This is a genomic window from Pseudacidovorax sp. DMC4, assembly GCF_056314265.1.
Window position 1 is genome coordinate 192,385 of record NZ_JBQUYR010000006.1, and the last position, 19,922, is coordinate 212,306.

1 protein-coding gene (running past both ends of the window) is annotated in these 19,922 nt (G+C 70.2%); it reads right to left on the minus strand.

Every position in this 19,922-nt window falls within one protein-coding gene, locus tag ACT54X_RS13200, for an LEPR-XLL domain-containing protein, read on the minus strand. The gene is 47,013 nt long; 18,389 of those nucleotides lie to the left of the window and 8,702 to its right, leaving coding positions 8,703-28,624 in view, spanning codon 2,901 (partial) through codon 9,542 (partial); the first complete codon in reading order (the gene reads right to left) occupies nt 19,919-19,921. The start codon and the stop codon both lie outside this window.

Sequence of the window (19,922 nt, forward strand, 5' to 3'; positions counted from 1 at the left end):
GGTCCTGCAGCGCATCCACCTTGACGTCGTTGCCGGCCTTGTTGGTGCGCAGCACCACCTCGACCAGTTCGACCACGCCTTCGCCGGTGAGGGTGAAGCTGCCATCGGCGATCTCCACGTCCTGCACCGTCAGGCGGCGCTCGCCCTGCGCCACGGTGGCGCTGGCGGTGTCCTGCACCGCCAGGCGCAGGCTGTTGACGTTGGTGGCGATGTCCACCGCGCCGGTGCTCGTCAGCACCAGCTCGTCGGCCACCACGCGGGTGTCGTCGTCGTGCCAGACCTGGCCCTGGGCGCTGAGCGTGACGTCGCCGCGTGCGTCGTTGCGCACGTCGCCCAGCACCAGGTCGCCTGTCAGGCCGGCGGCACTGAGGGTGGAGAGGCTGATGTCGTTGCGGTCGCTCGTGCCGAGCGTGAGCACGCGGATGGCCTTGAGCAGGCCGGTGTTGCTCACGGTGATGCCGCCGTCGGCGGTCTGGGCGTCCAGCGTCAGCGGGCCGGCGTTGACGAGGTCGATGTTGCCCACGCCGGTGAGCGCCAGCTGCGCCTCGGACACGCGGGTGCCCAGGGTCAGGCCGGTCTCGGCCGAGGCCTCCAGGCGGCGGGCGGCGATGGTGCCCACGGCCACCCAGACCTTGTTCTCGTCGCCCGTGGTGTTCGGCAGCTGCACGAGGTCGCGGCGCTGTTCGATGAAGCCGGCCTGCGCCTGCAGGTGCAGCACGCCCTGCGTGGCGCTGGCCTCCAGCGTCGCATGGTCGAGCACGATGTCGCCGCCGAAGCGGCCCGCGGTGAGCGACAGTCCGCCCTCCGTGGCCTTGAGCACCGTCTGTGCGTCGGCCTCGATGCCGCCGTCGCGCGCCGTTGCGGCGGCGGCCGAGCCGGCCTCCAGGTCGATGCTGCCGGCGGTCACGGCGCCGCTGAGGAAGAGGTCGCGGCCCGCATCCACCGTCACGCTCGCCAGGCTGTCGCCGGCGGCGGCGCCGGCATGGGTGGCGCCGCCCAGCGTCAGGTCCTGCGCGGCCAGCAGCGTCACGGTGGCGCCGCTGCCGATGCCCAGCAGGGTGGCGTTGTCCGCCACCTCCAGGCTGGTGCCGGCGGTCAGGCTCAGGCTGTGGGCCTGCAGCGTGGACTGCACGTCCCGGCCCTGCGCGTCGGCCACACCCTGCACCTGCACCAGCGTGCGCGCGCTCACGTCCAGCCGGTCGCTGGCGCTGACGACGCCCGACAGGCGCACCGAGGCGCCGGCGTCGATGACGATGTTCTTCGCGCCCAGTGCGGCGGCATCGCCGAAGTCGCCGTAGCTGCTGCCCACCGTCTCGGTGTGCGCCTCGGAGACGAGCTGCGTGACCTTCTGGATGATCGGCACCGACTTCCAGACGGTCACGTCCTTCAGCGTGGTGACCATCACCTCCTTGGTGGTGGTCTGGTAGACCGGCCGGTAGTCATCGATGTCCTGCGCCACCGTGGCCAGCTGGTACTTGAGCTGCACGCGCTGGTCGTAGACGTTCTCGGTCTTGGCCGTCCACTGGTAGGTGTAGTTCCAGAAGTTCTCGTAGCGGTAGCCCCAGACCTTGATGGCCGTGATCTCGTCGTTGTGGCCGCCGAAGTCCGGCTTGCTGCCCGTGAGCTTCTCTTCCCAGCCGCCGTAGTTCTTGTGCTGGAAGACCTGCACCGCATAGGTGGCCGAGCTGAACCGCACCGCCTGGATGTCGTCGTTCCAGTCGTCGCCGCCACGCGAGCCGTTGTAGTTGCCCACGAGGTTGCTGGTGTCGCTCTTGACCTCCAGCGCATAGCCCACGTAGTTGGCCCACCAGTAGAAGACCGGGCCCGCATAGCCCGCCTGGATGCCCGGCGCCACGCCGACCTGCCGCGTGCTGTCGAAGGCCGACGACTGCAGCACCAGCGAGGCCGTGCCCGAGGCCAGGGTGGCGCGGTAGTCCTCGTTCGCCAGGATGGCGCTGATGCCGAAGGCGGCGTTGTTGGCGCGCACCTTGGCGCCCTCGCTGTCGAACCACGACCACTTCGGCGCGTAGCTGATCGTCGCGTCGTGGTCGTCGGCCATGTCCAGGTACTGGCGGGTGCCGGTGCCGTCCATGTAGCTGACCTTCCAGCGGCCGATGTCGTGGTCGAAGTCCAGCGACTGGTTCGACCAGTCGAAGTTGCTGGCCGTTCCCGTGAAGCTGGAGCTGACCTGCGTGTAGAAGACCTTGCTGCTGTCGATGTAGCTGCCCACCAGCTCGCCGCTGTGGGTGGCACCGGCCTGCACCCAGTTGCCACCGGTGTTGCTGCCGTCGGCGCTGGTGTCGCCATCGAGGTAGAGCGCACTGCCCTGGCTGACCACGCGCAGCACGTCCTCCTGCGCGCCCACGGGCATCAGCACGTACTTGTCGCGCCAGCCGGCCACATTGACATAGAAGACCTGCAGCGTGCCGTCCTTCCAGTCGGGCGTCCAGGCCGACTCGGTGGTGTTGCCGTTGAGCGTCTGGTGCGTGACGGCGTTGTCGTAGCCGAAGTCGTACAGCGGCATGTAGCCGAGCGTGTTGAGCACGGCCCAGCGCTGCGCATCGGTAAGCTGCGAGAAGCTCTTGTAGTCCGAGCTCTTGTAGTCGCCGCTGGGGGCGGCGACCGAGCGGCCGGGGTTCTGCTCGTCGCCGGCGCGCGTCCAGTCGACCACCGGGATGGCCGCCTTGTTGGGCAGCGTGCTCAGCGCCTTCTCCTCGGCCGTGTTGAAGTAGTCCACGCCCTCGATGAAGAACTCGCGGAACTGCTGGTCGGCCGCGGCGGAGGGGTTGTAGTAGCCGGTCTGCGACAGCGTCACGTCCATCGTGTGATAGCTGCTGCCCACCTTGACCAGCTCGGTGCCCACCTGCTCGGTGACCTGCGTCGTCTGCCAGCTCACCTCGGGCACCTGGATGGTGCCGTCGGCCACCTGCTGGTAGCCGGTGACCACATCCACCGTCTGTTCGGTGGTGGTGTAGCTGGTGACCTGCACGGCCTGCACGGCTGCGAGCTGCTGCGCGGACTTGAGCACCACGTCGCCGCCGGCCTGCACGACCAGCGTGCCCTCGGCATTGACCTTGCCCTGCTCCAGCACCAGGATGTTGCCGCCCGCCAGCTGCGCGCGCGCGATGTCGGATTCCAGCCGCTCGCGGCTCCAGCCCAGGTCCACGCCCGCGTTGAGGTGCACGTCGTGGCGCGAGCCCAGGAAGCCGCCCAGCGTGAGCGAAGTGCCCGCGTTGACCAGCAGCAGGCCATGCTCGGCGTCCTGGTCGACCTGCACGTTGCCGTTGATGACCACCGTGGGCGCCGCCAGGTGCACCAGCGAGCCGGCCTTGACGATGGGCGAGTCGCTGCCCGCCGCGGAGGCGCTGGACAGCACCAGGCGCGTGCGCGCCTGCATGTAGATGGACGAGTCCTCGCCGAAGGCGAAGACATGGCTGCCGGCCGTCATGTTGATGCTGGCGCCGGTGATGGCCACGCCCTCCTGCACCTCGATGTTGCGCATCACGTTGACGTCGCCGGAGGTGGAGGCGATCACCACGTCCTTCACATGGGCGCGGGTGGGGCTGCTGCCGTCCACGCGCTCGCCGATCACGTGCGAGATGGTGATGCCGTCGGCCGCGCGCACGGTGACCGTGCCGCCCTCGCCGGTGTCGAGCACGCCGCCGGAGATCTGCTTGCCGTCGGCGTCGAGCACCAGGGTGTCGATGAGCACGCCGATGCGCGTGGCGGCATCGGTGCCGCCTTCGACGCGCACCTGGTCGTCCCCGCGCACCAGCGCCGAGACCACCACCTGCGAGCGCGAGCTCAGGGTGATGTCCGCGCCTTCGCCCTCGGCCACCACGTCGCCGCGCAGGATGAGGTCGCCATCGGCCGAGACCACGATCTGGGCGTCGGCATCGCCCACGCCCAGCCGGCCGGCCGAGCTCACCGTGAGGCCGTTGCCGGCCGTGTCGGTGCCCGCCAGGACCTGCAGGCTGCCGCTGGCGGAGAGGTGCGCCGCGACCACCATGTCCAGCGCCGCGCGCAGCTGCATCTGGGCACCGGCGCCGTCCAGCTGGCGGCCGCCGGCATAGGCATCGCCTGCCAGTTCGATGCGTGCGCCCGCATCCAGGCGCAGCACGCTGGCCGCGGCCAGCGTCACCAGCTGGCCATCGGCGGCCGAGCGGATGCTGCCGCCGGCGCGCAGTTCGAGCAGCCGGTCGGCCGTGATCACCGCGCCGCCGCTGGCGGCGCCGACCGAGCCGACGGCGATGTCTCCCGCCGCCTGCACCAGCACGCCCTGGCCCGCGGCCCCTGCCGTGATGGGCGAGCCGTACAGCGCCACGTTGCCGCCCGCCACCACGCGCAGCGAACCGGCCAGCTGCATGTCGGCATGCAGCTGCACACCCTGCGCGGCCGCGATGTCGACCTCGTAGTCGTAGGTGGCCGGCGTGGCCGCCGTGCTGCGCACGGTGCCGGCCAGATCCACGTTGCGGCCCGACAGCACGATCTGCCCGCCGGTCTCGATCCAGCCGGCCTCGTGCTGCAGCGTCAGCGTGCCCTGGCTGGAGACGATCTGCACCAGGCCCGTGCCGCCGCTGTCGCGGCCCAGCGCGCTGTTGATGGAGACGTCGTTGACGCCGCTGAAGAGGATCCGGCCGTTGGCGTCCAGCGTGTTGAAGTGGGCCGAGTTGGTGGTGACCAGGCTCAGCTCGCCGGCCCGCACCTGGCTGCCGGCGCTGACGATGATGTCGCGCTGGGCCGTCAGGTCGCCGCGCAGCTCCAGGGTGTTGCGCGCCTCGATGACGATGTCGGCGTTGGCGCCGCGCGCCACCAGGTCGCCGCGGATGATGGCGTTGCCGGCCGGGGCCAGGTGCATGCCGCCCGAGAGGGTCTCCAGCAGGCCGGTCTCGGTGAGCTCCACCGTCTGGTTGCCCAGGGCGTTGGTGCCGGCATAGAGGTTGATGGCGCCGTAGGCGCGGATCGCGCCGGCGATCGTGATCTCGCCGCCCGGCGCGTTGGCGCGGCCCAGGTTGACCACCGAGCCGCGGGCGCTGGCGTCCAGCGCCCAGCCGCGGTCGGAATCGGCCGGGGCCGACACGGCCTGCGTGAAGCCGAGCAGGCCGGCGCCGCCGCCGGCATCGGCCAGCGTGAAGGCGTAGTCGCCGGTGATCATCAGCCGCCCGTCGGTCAGGCGCACCGTCAGGCCGTAGCCCGACAGTTCGGGCGCGGCATCGATGGCCGCCTGCAGGTCCTGCACCAGCGAGGCCAGCCCGGCGTTGCCCGCGGTGGCCGAGGCCGGCACGGTGAGGGTGGCACTGCGCAGGTAGCTGCCGTCCTTGACGGTGAGCACCAGGCTCGCGTCGCGGCTCAGGTGGCCGTCGGCGTACTCGGCAAAGCCCGCCGCCGTCAGCTCCTGCGTCCAGGCCGGCGTGAGCACCGACACGTCGCCCGCGGCCGACAGGGTGATCGCGCTGTCCTCGGACCAGGTCTTCAGGTGCACGTTGCCGCCGAGCACCACGCCCTGGTCGGCCCAGGGATTGGCGCTGCTGGGCGTGCCGGCGCCGATGCCGCCGCGCACCTCGATGGCCTTGCCGGCCATCAGGTCGCGGCCCAGGCGCACCTGCTGGCCCGCCGTGATGCTGATGGTGGAGTCGCCGCCGAAGGTGTGGACGGTGCTGCCCAGCGTCATGCCGGCCGGGTCGAAGTGGTCCACCACCTCGCCACCGGCCACCAGCAGGCCGTCGAGCTGAGCGTCCTGCGAGGCGCTCACCACGATGCGGCCGTCCGCGTCGTGCACCGCCACGCGCGCGCTGCCGGGCATGCGCACGCCGATGCCGTCGCTGCTGTAGCCGCCGGCCAGTTCCACGCTTTCGCTGGCGCGGATGGTGGCGCCCACCTCCACGGTGGCGCCCGAGGCGCCGGTGGTCTGGGCGCCCAGGTAGAGCTGGCCTGCCGAGCGCAGCACCACGCGCGAGGCCTCGGTCGACCAGTCGATGGTCTCCGTGCGTTCGCCGCCGGTGGCCGGCGCGCCGCTCTGCTGCAGCGTGCCGCCCGACAGGATGCTGCCGCCGATGGTGATGCCGCCATAAGCATCCACCGAGACCAGCCCGCCCGAGCCGTCGCTGGTGATGCCCGCCGCATTGAGGCCGGCCGCGCTGCCGATGACCACGCCCCAGCCGTCGTCGTCCGCGCCGGTCAGGCCGGTGGTCTGGATCTGCACCGCGCGCGTGGCCTGCAGGGCCGTGTCCACCAGCACCTGTTCGCCGGCCTGCACACGGATGGACGAGTCCGCTCCGCTCCACTGGATGCCGCTGCTGCCGATGATGCCGCCGGCCACCAGCGCGCCATGCAGTTCGACGTCGCGGCTGCCGATGACGGTGATGCTGCTGCCCGCCGCCGTGGTGTTGAGCACCGAGGAGGCGTTGACGTAGACGCTGGTGCCGTCGGCGTTGGCGCCGTGCAGGTCGGTGCCGTCCAGCGACATGCCGCCCACCAGCGTGATGCTGCCGTTGACGCGGGCCTGGCCTTCCCAGTAGACCCAGCGGTCGGACTGCAGCACCAGGTCCGAACCCTGGCCCAGCAGGTTGATGTTGCCGCGCACGATCACGTCGTCGGCCGTGGAGACCACGAAGTCCGCATCGTCCTGCAGCGTGGTGACGGTGCCCGTCAGCAGGAAGCCGAAACCGCGCTGGCCCAGCAGCGGATGCGGCTCCAGCACGCGGATCTCGTCGACCACGCCGTCGTTGTTGGCGTCGTAGGCCTGGACCACGTAGGTGTGGCTGCCGTCGCGCACCACCCAGCGGTCGGTGCCGGCCGCGCCGCTGGTGTCGTTGCGGTAGTCCACGCCCTCGGTGAAGCCGGTCATGACCTGCTTGCCCTCGGCGGCCGAGGCGTTGTAGTAGACGGTGCCGGCGTAGGACTTGAAGCCGCTCTGGTCGACGATGCGGAAGAGCTGGTCGCCCGACAGCTGGGCGAAGGCCGTGCCGTCGGCGGGGCGCGCCACGTCGCTCCAGTGCAGGGTCTCGGCGTGGTAGTCCACCCCGGCCTCGAAGCTCAGGCGGTACTGCGCATCGGCCGATGCATTGGCGTTGTAGTAGCCGGCGCCGTCCCAGCGGGCATAGCCCAGCTGGCGCAGCACCGCGTCCTGCTGCTCCAGGCTCAGGCGGTCGAAGGTGGTGCCGGGCGCCGGCACGGTGAGTGCATGCCCGTCGGCCCCCGTCCACACGATGTCGGCATTGCGGTAGTCGCGGCCCTCGCCTTCGACCAGCAGGCCCACGGTGCGGCCGGTGGCGGCGTTGTGGAACACCTCGCGGTCCACCTGCGCATAGCCCAGGGCGTCCAGCACCACGGCACGCTGCGAGGGGTCGAGGTCCTCGAAGGTCGCGCCGGCGGCCGGGGCAGCGGCACCGCCCCAGTCGATGGCGTCCAGGTTGTAGTCGGCGGCCTGGCCCTGCGCGAAGCCGTCGACGATGCGCACGGTGCGGTCGGCGTCGGCCTTGATGAAGTGCAGGCCATCGAGCACCTCGTAGCCCAGTGCACGGGCCACCACCTTCTTCTGCGCATCGGTGAGCTGGTCGAAGCCCGCGTCGGCCGCGGGCTGGCCCGCGCTGCCCCAGTAGATGCTGGCGTTGCTGTAGTCGGTGGCAGGGCCTTCGCTGAAGGTGGTCAGCACCTTCTTGCCGGGTGCGGCGCTGTAGTTGAAGAAGTTCTTCTCGCCGCTGCCGTGCTCCAGGTAGTCCACCACGATCTGGCGCTGCAGCGCGGTGAGCTCGCTCCAGCCGGCGTCCACCGCGGGCAGCGGCGAGATCGGCGTGGCGTCCAGGCCCGTGCCGTTCCACAGGTCGCCGGGCATGGCGTAGTAGTCGAAGGTGTAGCCCAGGGCCTGGGCCACCGCCAGCTTCTGCGCGCCCGAGAGCTGGTCGAAGGCCGTGCCGGCCGCCGGCGCGGGCACGCCCGCGGCGGCCCAGTCGATGTGGCCGTTGTCGTAGTCGTGCGCCACGCCCTGCGTGAAGCCGGTGGCCACGGTGAGGCTGCCGTCCGGTGCGGTATGGGTGAACACCAGCCCGTCGTAGGTGGCATAGCCCAGCGAGGCGGCCACGGCCTTCTTCTGCGCCAGCGTGAGCTGGTCGAAGCCGGCGTCCGTGGCCGGTGCACCGGCGCTGCCCCAGTCGATGTCGGCGTTGCGGTAGGCCACCAGCTCGCCTTCGGTCAGCGCGGTGCGGAAGCTGTGCGTCTGCGCGTTCCAGTAGCCGCCGTCCTCGTAGGTGGTGTAGCCCAGCGAGGCGACCAGCGCCGCCTTGGCGTCGTCGGGCAGCTCGGCGAAGGGCGTGTAGTTGGCCAGGGCCGTGGCCGAGGCCAGCGCGGCCAGCGGCGTGTCGGCGCCGCCGAAGAGCTGGCGCAGGTCGACGTGGATGTCGCCGCGGTTCAGCGCCTCAATGATGGCGGCGAACTTCTGCACGTCGCTGAGCGTGGCCAGCGTGCGGCCTGGCAAGGTGTCGAAGTAGTCGGCATGCGCATCGCTGACGGCGCCGGCATCGATGTGCAGCGCGCCGGCCGCGGTGAGCGAGCCCGCGAGCATCAGCTCGCCGGCCGTCTGGATCGACACGCTGGCATCCGCGCCGGTGAGCTCCGGCGTGAGGCCGTCGGCGCCGAAGCGCGCGCCCGAGAGCACCGCGCTGCCCGAGAGCAGGCCGAGCGCGCCGGTGGCGCTCAGCGCGATGACGGAGCGTGCGCCCTCGGCCGACACCGTCGCACCTTCGAGCACGCGCAGCGAGGCACCGGCGGCGATCTGCAGCTGCACGTCGTCGCCATGGGCCTGCACGCCAGCGGCGATCACCACCGAGCCCGAGCCGCCCAGGAACAGATGGCTGCCCGCCTTCATCGTCTCGATGGCGGCGCCCTTGTCGGCGGTGATGCTGTTGGCCTCGGCGCCGTAGCTCACCAGCGCATCGGTACCGGTGCTGCCCACGACCTGCACGTCCAGCAGGTCGTCGGCGCGCAGCCAGCCGCTCACGACCAGCTGCTCGGTCAGGCGCAGCACGGTCTCGCGGGCATGGATGCCCGCGTCGGGCACGCCCATGGGCGCGCGCACGTTCTGGCGCTGGATCTCCATCAGCCGCCCGGCGAAGGTCAGGCGTTCGGTGGACTGCACGTCGCCCTGCACGGTGATGCGGTCGGCGATGAGCGTGGCGTCGTCGCGCAGCAGGGCCGAGTAGAACTGCGTGCCCACCACGGCGTCCTCGACGTCGCCCACGTACATGCGCACGCCGGTCGCGGCGTGGCCGATGGCGATGGACGAGAAGCCGTCGCGCAGCGCGGCCAGGTCGCGCATGCCGAGTTCCATGAAGCCCGTCTCGTTGCCCAGCGAGTAGTCGCCGCCATAGGTGCCCTGGGCCGCGCCGCCCACGCGGTAGCCCTGGTCGGCCGAGAAGCTGCGCAGGCTGAAGCTGCCGGTGCCGCTGACGCGGTCGTCGCCCGAGGCGAAGTCCACGTCGTCGGCCACGATGGCGATGGCGCCGCCGCCGGTGCCGGCGGAGATCTGGCCGCCGTCCAGCGACAGCAGCGCCTCGTGGCTGCCCAGTTGCAGGTCGATGCGGCCGGCGGGCGTGGTCAGGCCGCCGGCTGCGTAGCCGTCGGTCACCACGCTCAGGCTGTCGGCCTCGCGCACCACGATGTCGGCATAGGCCGCGCCGGCCGTGCCGCGGTTGACCACGTTCAGCTGCGACACCTGCGTGGCGAGCGTGCCGTCGATGCCGGCGGCGCTGATGCTCAGCAGGGCGTCCGGCGCCTTGTAGAGCGCGGTCTGGCGCACGTCGAGGATGCCGGCCGTCTCCAGGTGCAGCGAGGTGTGGCCCCAGCTGGCGCCGTCGGTCATCTTCAGCACGGTGCGGCCGGTGCTGGTGTCGCTGAGTTCCAGGCGCTCCAGGGCGTCGTCGAAGTTGATGACGCGGTCGGCGCCGTCGATGGCCACCTTCAGGCTGTGGTCGCCCAGCAGCAGCGTGCCGGTGCTGGAGAAGGGCGAGATCACCAGGCGGTCGGTGTCCCCGCCACCCTTGAGGTTGAGCGTGCCCGCGCCGCTCACGTAGATGAGGTCGTCGCCGCTGCCGGCGTCCACGGTGTTGACGCCGGCGCCGACGTAGATGACGTCGTTGCCGCCGCCGCTCGAGATGGTGTTGACGCCCTCGCCCATGTCCACGATGTCGGCCGCATCGCCGCCGGTGAAACGGTCCTTGCCGGCGCCGCCCTCGAAGCGCAGGCCGCTGACTTCGCCGCTGAGGAATTCGTCGTCGCCCGCGCCGCCGCGGATCACGCTGCCCGCCGCACCGCCGAGGATGACGAAGCTGTCGTTGCCCTCGCCGCCGTCGAAGTCCAGCGCCGCAGTGACGTACTTGCCGACGTAGACCGAGTCGTTGCCCTTGCCGCCCACGCCCACGATGCGGTTGACGCCGGTGAAGCTGGCCGTCTCGCCCAGCGAATGCACCACCACGGTGTCGCTGCCGCGCTCCTGCTCGATCGAGTAGGACTCGTTGGTGATGTCGTCGTAGATGGTGTCGCCGTAGCGGCCCGAGGTGTCGCCCATGTTCAGGTAGAGCGTGTCGCCCACCTGGTGGGCGATCTGCGGCGGATCGGCCCACGACCACTTGAAACTGCCCGAGACGGTGATGCCCATCACCGTCACCCGCGCGGCCAGGTAGGCGCTGGCGGCGTTGATGTCGATCTCGCCGCGGAAGCCCGCCAGCGTGATGTCGATGGAGAACAGGCCCAGGTCGATCTCGAAGTCCAGCGAGCCCCACACCGCCGCCGCGAAGCGCGGCTGGCTCGACAGCACGAGCGAGGCGCCGGCGTTGAGGTGCAGCGGGCCCAGCCAGATGTCGATCTCGGCCTTGCCGCGGATCTCGAAGTTGCCCTCCGAATCCACGTAGCCACCCACGTCGATGGTCAGCGCGTTGAAGAAGTTCAGGCTGCCGTCGAAGGACAGCTTGAACACGTTGTCGATCACGCTGATGCCACCCTTGAAGTCGACATCGAAGAGGAAGAGGCTGAGCTCGCCCTGCATCTGCATGTCGAACAGCGTGTTGGCCTTGATCACGTTGCCGTGCAGGTCGGTGTAGTCGCTGTGGCCGGTGTTGATGCGGATGTCCGCATCGGCGCTGATGCCGATGATGTCCACGCCCATGTTGACGTGGGTGTGGATGTTGAGCGCGAAGACGGGCGCATCGCCGTCCATCAGGAAGGCGGCCGAGCCGCCCAAGGCCACGCGGCCGAAGCCGCCCAGCTCCAGCGCCACGTCCAGCGCGGCCTGCACGCCGCGCTTGTCGATCAGCAGGTCGATGGCGCCGGTCATCTCCACCGGGCCCACGGCCACGGCGCCCGAACCCGAGATGCGCAGCATCTGCGGATCCAGCCACACGGTGCCCAGCGGCTTGCCGGCGGCGTCGACCGCCAGCGTGCGCACCTCCTGCTTGGCGGCGGTGGTGTTGATCTGCAGCAGGAAGCGGCCGGAGACAGTGAACACGCCGCCGCCGTCGATGATGATGGAGTCGGCACCGCTGCCGCCCACCTCGAAGGCGCCGTAGATGCCGGTGTTGCCGCCATCGACCACGATGCCCAGCGTGCCGGTGACCGACAGCGGCTCCAGCAGCGGCAGGTCCAGCGTGGCGGTGGCACCCAGCTCGGCGCGCACCGCGCCGTCGATCTCGGCGACGATGACGCTGAAGTCGCCCTGGAGGGTGAGCGCGCCGTCCAGCAGGTCCAGCGTGCCGTGGCCCACCACGGCCGCGTACACGCCCACCCAGTCGGGCTTGCCCGGAGGCGCGGCGCCGATGGTGAAGGTGTCGAAGTCCACCTTGTCGCGGAACTGCTCGGGCACCACGTAGACCACGTCGCGGCCGAAGGTGTTGAGCGACAGGTCCAGGTCGGCATGGATCTGCACCACCGAGCCGATGGCCAGGTCGGCGTCCAGCGAAAGGCGCAGGGCCACGCCCGGATCGCTGCCGCCGCGCACCACCACCAGGCCGGTGCCGTGGCGGCTGAGGTTCAGGCCCTCGGGCCCGATGGAGACGGTGACGTCGGCAAAGGCCGTCAGGCCTTCGCTCTCGCTGAAGCGGAAGTCCAGCACGCCGGTCATGCTGACCAGGCCGAAGAGCTTGAGCTGCGCCTCGCCGAACACGCGCAGCAGCTGCTCGTTGTACATGAGCACCACCGGCTCGTCGGCATTGCCCGTGGGAATGCCGTAGCCCTGGTGCGAGGCACCGTTCGAGTCCAGCCAGGTCGACTTGCTGAAGTCGATGGTGGTGAAGCTGAAGGACAGGCTCAGGTCCGGATCGAAGGACACGGCACCCGAGGCCGCGTCGCGCACCACATGGCCGAGGCCCACCGAGGCGCGCACGCCGGTGTTGATCTCGATGACCATGCCCTCGGCGTTGATCTCGGCCCCGGGCACGCCCACCAGTTCGATGGACTCGACGCTGGCGCGGCCCGCGAGGTACACGCCCACGTCCACCGAGTTCAGGCCGATCACCAGCTCCTTGGCCACCACGAGGCCCAGGTCCAGGTTCTCGACGGCCAGGCCCACGGCGCTGTCATTGGGCGTGTCGTTCTCGTCGATGCGGCCGTCGCCGTTGCTGTCGCGCCAGTAGCCGCCCACGCCGATGAAGCCATAGGCGTCGTTGATGCCGATGGCCAGGCTCGTCACCTGCGTCTGCTGCCCGTTGTTGAGGGTGACGGTCTCGGAGCCCTTCTTGGTCAGCGCCATCGAGGCCGACAGCTGCAGGAAGCCGGCCACGTTGATCTGCGCATAGCCGATGGCGGCCTGGATGATCTCCTGGTCGAAGTCGATGATGACCGCATGGTCGCCGCCGGCCGGCAGCGCATAGCCGCGGGTGGCGAGCTTGCCGTTGCCGTCGAGGTCCTCGCCGGCGTCCAGCACGCCGTTGTTGTTCTTGTCCTCGGGCGACTTGTCGTAGGTCGCGGCCCAGTCGATGGAGGGCGGCCCGAAGAGCTGCAGCAGCGGGTTGAGGTTGCCCGTCGGGTCGTTGGTGAGGACGAAGGTGTTGATGTTGACCGACACGTCCTGCGCCTGCACGGCCAGGATGTCCGGGTCCACGCCGACCAGGCCGGCATAACCGACGTCGGCCTTGAGCGTCAGGAAGTACGGGGAGGCGGCCTCCAGCCCCGGGATGCTGGTGAGCAGCGCGGGCTTGGCGATCACCAGGCCGAAGTCCACGTTGCCGATGGCCACGCCGACCGCGCCGTCGTTGATGGGGTCGTCGTTGTCGATGCGGTCGTTGTCGTCGGTGGCACTGTCGTAGCGGTAGGGGCCACCCACGCCAGCAAAGCCCTGCAGGTTGTAGCCGCCCAGGGTGAGCGTCTCCATGTCCATGGCCAGGTGCGTGCCGGTGTTGCCGGTGGCCTGGTTGACCAGCGTCTGCAGCCCGCCCAGGTCGACCTGGGCGCCGACGATGCGCTCGCCCTTGCGGAAGGCCAGCGAGCCGCTGAGGCTCAGGAACTGCGACACCTGGATCTCGGCATAGCCGATGTCCAGGCCCATGAGCTGCGTGCCGCGCTGCTGCATGTAGACCGGCGTGCCGCCGGTGCGCACCTCGAAGCCGGCGGGCCGGCCCGCCTGGTCGTCGGCCGGGAAGCTGTCCACGAAGTCGGCCGTGCCGTGCAGCAGGCCGCCGAACATCTCGCCGCCGCGGTTGAGCTCGATGGTGAGGTCTTCGGCGCGCACCTTGAGCACGTCGCCCATGCCGTAGGTGCGGGCGCTGTCGGCATGCGCATAGAGCGAGAAGAAGTCCTGCGCCTTGAACACGCTCGGCAGCTGGGCCTTGAACATGGTCAGGCCCACGTCCAGGCCTTCCATGCTGAAGCCGAAGAGATCGTCACCGTTGGCGATCTCCAGCTTGCCGTTGCCGCCCGGCACCTCCTCGTAGTCCGGGTTGCCCAGGCCGACGAAGGCATAGACGTTGCTCGCGCCGAAGCTCAGGCCCTTGAAGCTGACGTCCTGGATGGTCGAATAGTCGTCCGCCACGCCGCCCAGCGCCTTCAGCGCGCCCAGGATGGACTGCGCCTGGTCGCCCAGCAGTGTCTCGATGAGCGACACCTCGGAGGGCAGGCCGGTGTAGAGGGTGCCGGTGAAGGTCTCGCCGATGTTGAGCTGGAAGTCGCCGCGCAGGTGCACGAAGTCGCCCAGGTCCAGCGACAGGTCGGGCAGCGACAGCGAGCCGAAGAGCGTCAGACCCAGGTTCGGATCGAAGCCGATGGACAGGTCGATGTTGCGCACGAAGTCGAGCGCGCCCTTGAGGAAGTCCAGGTCGGGCGAGAACTTGGGCAGCAGGTCGCCCAGCCCCGAGAGCTTGATCGACGGGAACAGGTGGCTGGTGTCGGGCAGCTCGAACTCGAAGTGGAAGCCGCCGTCGATATTGATCAGGTCGAACAGGCCCAGGTGCGCCTGCATGCCGATGCCCAGCGAGTTGCTGTCGAAGTCGAGCGTGAGGTGCTCGCCCTGGGTGCCGATGGGGATCTGCAGGCCCTGGCCGCCGTCGATGGCGCTGAAGTCCACATAGGCGCCGGGCACCGGTGCGGAGCCCAGGAAGGCGCCGTTGAAGGACAGCAGCAGGTCCGTGGCGTTGAGCGTGAGGAAGGGATCGGTGCCGACGATGCCGGCCATGCCGGCGGTGGCCGACAGGCCGAAGAACTTGCCGGGCAGCGGCACGCCCTGCGCCAGCGTGGGCGTCATCATGGCCAGCGCGAAGTCCAGGTCGTCGATGGCCAGCCCGATGGCGTCGTCGTTGGGCGGGTCCTGCTCGTCGATGACGCCGTCGCCGTTGGTGTCGCGGCGGTAGGGGCCGTTGATGCCGGCGAAGGCGTAGATGTCCTTGCCCGCCACCACCAGCGCCTCGGCCGAGGTGGTCAGCTTGCCGCCGGGCAGGTGGAACTCCACGTCCTCCACGGTCCGCTTCTGGAAGGTGAAGCCCCCCTGCAGCGACAGGATACCGGCGACGGAGGCCGTGGCGTGCGCCACCGTGGCCTCGATGAGCGCATTGCTGAAGTCCAGCACCACGGGCTCGCCGCCGGTGGCGATGGCCAGGCCTTCGCGGGTGCCGCCGTTGGTGAAGTCGGCCACCAGGTCCTGCCGGCTGCTGGCGTTGACCGCCACCTCGATGTCCTGCAGGTTGAACTGGATGAAGTCGCTGCCGAAGCCGACGAAGCCGATCTGCTCGCCATGGCCCTTCAGGCCGACGAACTTGGTGTTGGCGGGCACCAGCGGGTTGAGGGCGTCGAACTGGGTGGTCAGCACCGTCATGCCCAGGTCGAAGTCGTCGATCACCAGGCCGATGGCCTCGTCGTTGACCGGGTCCAGGCTGTCGACCACGCCGTCGCCGTTGCTGTCCTGCCGGTAGGGGCCGTTGATGCCCACGAAGGCCTGCACGTTGTTCGCGCCGAACTCGATGGCATTGGCCTTGACGGTGGTGGCGCCCAGCACCGTCTTGACCGTGAGGTCGGTGGCCGAGCCCATGCGGAAGGCGAAATCGCCGCGGAAGTAGACGAACTCCGAGACCGCCAGCAGCGCGCCCTGCACCTGCGCCTGGATGAAGGCACCGGCCGCGAAGTCGATGGTCAGCAGCTGGTCGCCCGCGCGCACCTGCAGCGGCCGGCCGGTGGCCTCGGAGAAGTCGATGGAGGCATGCACCTTCGGATCGGCCTTCCAGCCGTCGCTCCAGTTCATCTGCACCTCGATGCGGCCACTGGACAACTCGAACAGGCCCTCACCGCCGGCGACGACGAACTCGTCGGCCGAACCGTTCAGGGCCGTGAACTTGGGCAGCAGCTTGGCCAGCGCGCCGGTGGGCGTGAGGATGGCCAGGGCCAGGTCGACGTTGGACAGGGCCAGGCCGAACAGGTCGCTCTGCTCGCGCAGGGGCACGGTGCTGTCGAAGTCGGGATTGCCGTAGCCGATGAAGACATCGACGTCGCTGAGTCCGATGGTCATCAGCTGGAACTCGACGCCGTCGATCCGGCCGAGGTCCTCGGACACCTGCGCCCCCGCGGCGCCCGCGGCCAGCAGCGCGGCCGACAGCGGCAGGTTGCCCGCGGTGGCGCCGGTGTCGACCGAGAAGCGCTCGCGGCGGCCCTGCTCGAAGCTGAAGCCGCCCTGGATGTGGATGAAGTTCTCCAGCGTGAGGGTGGCACGCGCCACGTCCACGCCGATGTAGCTGGTGCTGAACTTCAGCGCCACCGGCGTGCCGCCGGTGCGCACCTCCAGCCCGTCGCTGCCGAAGCTGGAGAGGTAGTCGACGAAGGGCCGGATCTGCGTACCCGACCAGGCGGTGCCCTGGTTGGCGCGCACCTCGGCGCCTTCGGCGCTGAGGGTGAGGAAGTCCAGGCCCACGAAGGCGATCTGGTCGACGCTGGCCTCCAGCGACCACAGGCGGCCGACCTTGTGCTTGGGGTCCGTGAAGATCGCCATGCCCAGGTCGAGGTTGTCCACCACCAGGCCCACGGCGTCGGGGTCGCGGGTGGCGTCGATGACGCCGTCGCCGTCCTCGTCCACGAAGTAGGGGCCGGCGCCCACGAACAGCTTCACGTCGGACAGGCCGATCGTGACCATGTTCATGGCGTAGTTCTCGATCCGGTCGTAGTGGCCCGGGGTGGCGAGGGTGCCCACGGCCGCGGCGGCCGTCGGGTCGTAGGCGCCGAAGCCGGTGACGATGTCCACCGCCACGCCCTTGCCCTTGCCGAGCGAGAAGCCGCCCTCGATGTGGAAGAAGTCGCCGATGGCGATCAGCGCATGGCCGACCTCGACGCCGAAGTAGGCCTGCCGGAAGTCCAGGTACACGTCGTCGCCGCCGGTGGCCACGCGCATGCCCTGCGTGCCGAAGCTGGAGACGAAGTCCACGGTGGGCGAGACCGTGAGGCCGCGCCAGCTGGAGCCCTGGTTGAGCTGCACCTGCAGGTCCTGCACCTGCAGCTGCATGAAGCCCCAGTCCACGTCCAGCGGATTGGCCCACGACGCCTTCATGGCGTACATGAGCGGGATCACGCCGTTGGCGTCCACGCTCTTGCTGGCACGGAAGGTGGCGAAGGCCACGTCGATGTGGTCGAGCGTGAAGAACGGGTCGTCCGGGTCGCCGATGGTGATGCGCACATCGGCGGCGCCGATGGTGATGCTGTCCACCGCCAGGTGCGTGAAGCGGCTGTTGTCGGCCGACAGCAGCCCGGCCGCCTTGAAGCGCGCCAGGTCGGTGCCCAGGGCGCCGAAGCTGTCGGCGGCCGACAGGCCCGTGGCCACGTCCACCTGCGTGGTGGTGCGCTCGAAGGCGAAGCTGCCTTCGATCTGGAAGAAGTCGCCGATGTTCAGCAGCGCATGGGCCAGGCTGACGGCGATGGTGGCGCGGTCGTAGTCCAGCACGATGGGCGTGCCGGTGGCCGTGGGCACCTTCAGGCCGCCCTCGAAGCTGCTGGCGAAGTCGACATAGGGCGCCACGCTGCCTGCGGGCTGGCCGGCCCACTGGCCGCCCTGGTTGACGTCGATGGTCAGGCCCTGAGTCTGGAACTTGAAGATGCCGCCCAGGTCGATGTCGATGCCCTGGCCCCAGCTCACCTTGAGCGCATACAGGTCGGGGATGACCGAGTCCGGGTCGGCCGCCAGGGTGGAGTCGAACATCACCAGCCCGACATCGATGCCGTCGAGCTTGACGCCGAAGGCGTCGGGGTTCTGCGCCTCGCCGGCATCGCGGATGCCGTTGCCGTTGCTGTCGATGAAGTAGGGGCCCAGGCCCGCGAAGATCTCCAGGTCGGTGCCGCTGAGCAGCAGCGCCGAGACTTCCAGGTCGTCGATCAGCCGGTCGTCGGCCGACAGGCCCTGCACCTTGGCCAGGCCGGCACGCAGCGCGGGCGACAGGCCGGCGCCGTTGGCGGCCAGGCCCGTGACCACGTCCACATGCGTGGTGGCCAGTTGTTCCAGGTGGAAGCCGCCGCTGATGTAGATGTAGTCGGAGATGGCGAGCGTGGCGCGGCCGATGTTCACGGCCGTGGTGCTGCCGCTCTGGCCGTCCAGGTCGAAGGCCAGCGATTCGCCGCCGCCCAGGTTCACCGTGAGCGGCTCGGCCATGTGGGCGAAGTCCACCACCGGCTGGCCGGTCCCCGAGGCGCGGTTGATGGCGATGCCCACATCGGTCGCCGCCAGGGTGATGGCGTCGATGCCGACGAAGGCCGCCTGATCGGCACTGGCCTGCACGGCGGTCCAGCGGCGGGCCGGGTCGGCCTGGCTGGTCATCAGGGCGATGGCCAGGTCCACGCCGTCGAGTTCGATGCCCAGCGCGTCGCTGGTGCCGCCGTTGACGCCGGCGAAGGCATGCACGTTGTGGGCGCCGATGGCCAGCAGGTCCACGGCCACGGGCTGGGCGCCCTCGTCCACGTCGGGCGTGGAGGCCAGGTCCTGCAGGCGCACCTCGGCCGTGTGGGTCTCGATGGCGAAGTCGCCCTCGACCTGCACGAAGCCGTACAGGTCCACCACCAGGTGGGCGCTGGCCTGCAGCAGCGCGCCGTCGGCGCCGTCCATGCTCAGCTGCAGGTCGGTGCCGCTGCCGGTGACCACCGCCAGCTGGGTCGCGCCTGCCGCGTAGTCGACCACGGCGACGCCCGGGGTGCCGGCCTTGTTGATGGCGACGGCCACGTCCGAGGCCGTGAGCGTGAGATCGCCCGTACCCACCATGCCGGCGCTGCCGGCCGTGGCCTGCAGGCTGGTCCAGGTGCGTGCGGCGCTGCCCTGGGCCGGCGCGGCCTCGGTCATCAGCGCCAGCCCGAAGGTGACCTGGTGCAGCGCCAGGCCCAGCGCATCGGTCTGGCCGCCGTGCAGGCCGGCGAAGGCGTCCACATCGTGGCCGCCGATGGTCAGCACGTCCACCTTCACCTGGCTCGCGGGCGTCTGCTCGGTGCCGTCGGCCAGGGTGACGGTGCGGGTGCTGGTCTGGATCGCGAAGTCGCCTTCGACCTGGAAGAAGCCGTCGACGTCCAGCTTGAGGTGGCTGCTGACCTGCAGCAGCTCGCCCAGGTTGCCGGCCATGTCGAAGGCGAGGTCGCCATCGCCGGTGGCCACGGCCAGTTCGGTGGCGCCGCTGGCGTAGTCGACCACCGCATCGCCGGCGCGGCCGGCCTGGTTGATCAGCACACGCGTGCCGGTGGCGTCCAGCTGCAGGTCGCCCAGACCCTGCACCGAGGCGCTGCCGGCGGTGGCCTGCAGCGTGGTCCAGGTGCGGCCGGGCACCGACTGCTGCGTCATCAGCGCCAGGCCGAAGTCCACGTCCTGCAACTGCAGGCCCGCGTTGCCGGTGCCGGCGAAGGCATCGACCCCGGCGCCGCCGATGGTCAGCACGTCCACGGCGACCTTCTCGGGCTGGGCCGTGCCCTTGGCGGCCAGCTGCACGTCGGCCGTGCTCTTCTCGACCGCGAAGTCGCCGCTGACACGGAAGAAGCCGAAGATGTCCAGCGCGATGTGGCCGGCGGCCTGGGTCATCTCGCCCTTGCTGCCCGCCATGTCCAGCGCCAGCGGCGCGTCGGCGCCCACGTCGATCTTCAGGTCGGTGGCGCCGTCGGCATAGTCGACCACGGCATCGCCCTGCAGGCCGGCGCGGTTGATGCGCACCGTCAGGTCCGTGGCCGAGGCCGTCACGTCGTCGCCCAGGCCGACGAAGGCCACGGAGGCGGCGGAGGCCTGCAGGCTGGTCCAGGTGCGTGCAGGCGTGGTGCTGCCTGCCGCCATCTGCTGGCTCATCAGGGCCAGGCCGAACTCGACGTCCGTGAGCGCCAGGCCCATCGCGCTGGACGTGCCACCGTTGATGCCGGCAAAGGCATCGATGCCGCTGCCGCCGATGGTCAGCAGGTCGACCTCGACCTTCTCCGCTTCGGTCTGGTCTTTGGTCTTGGCCAGCGTGACT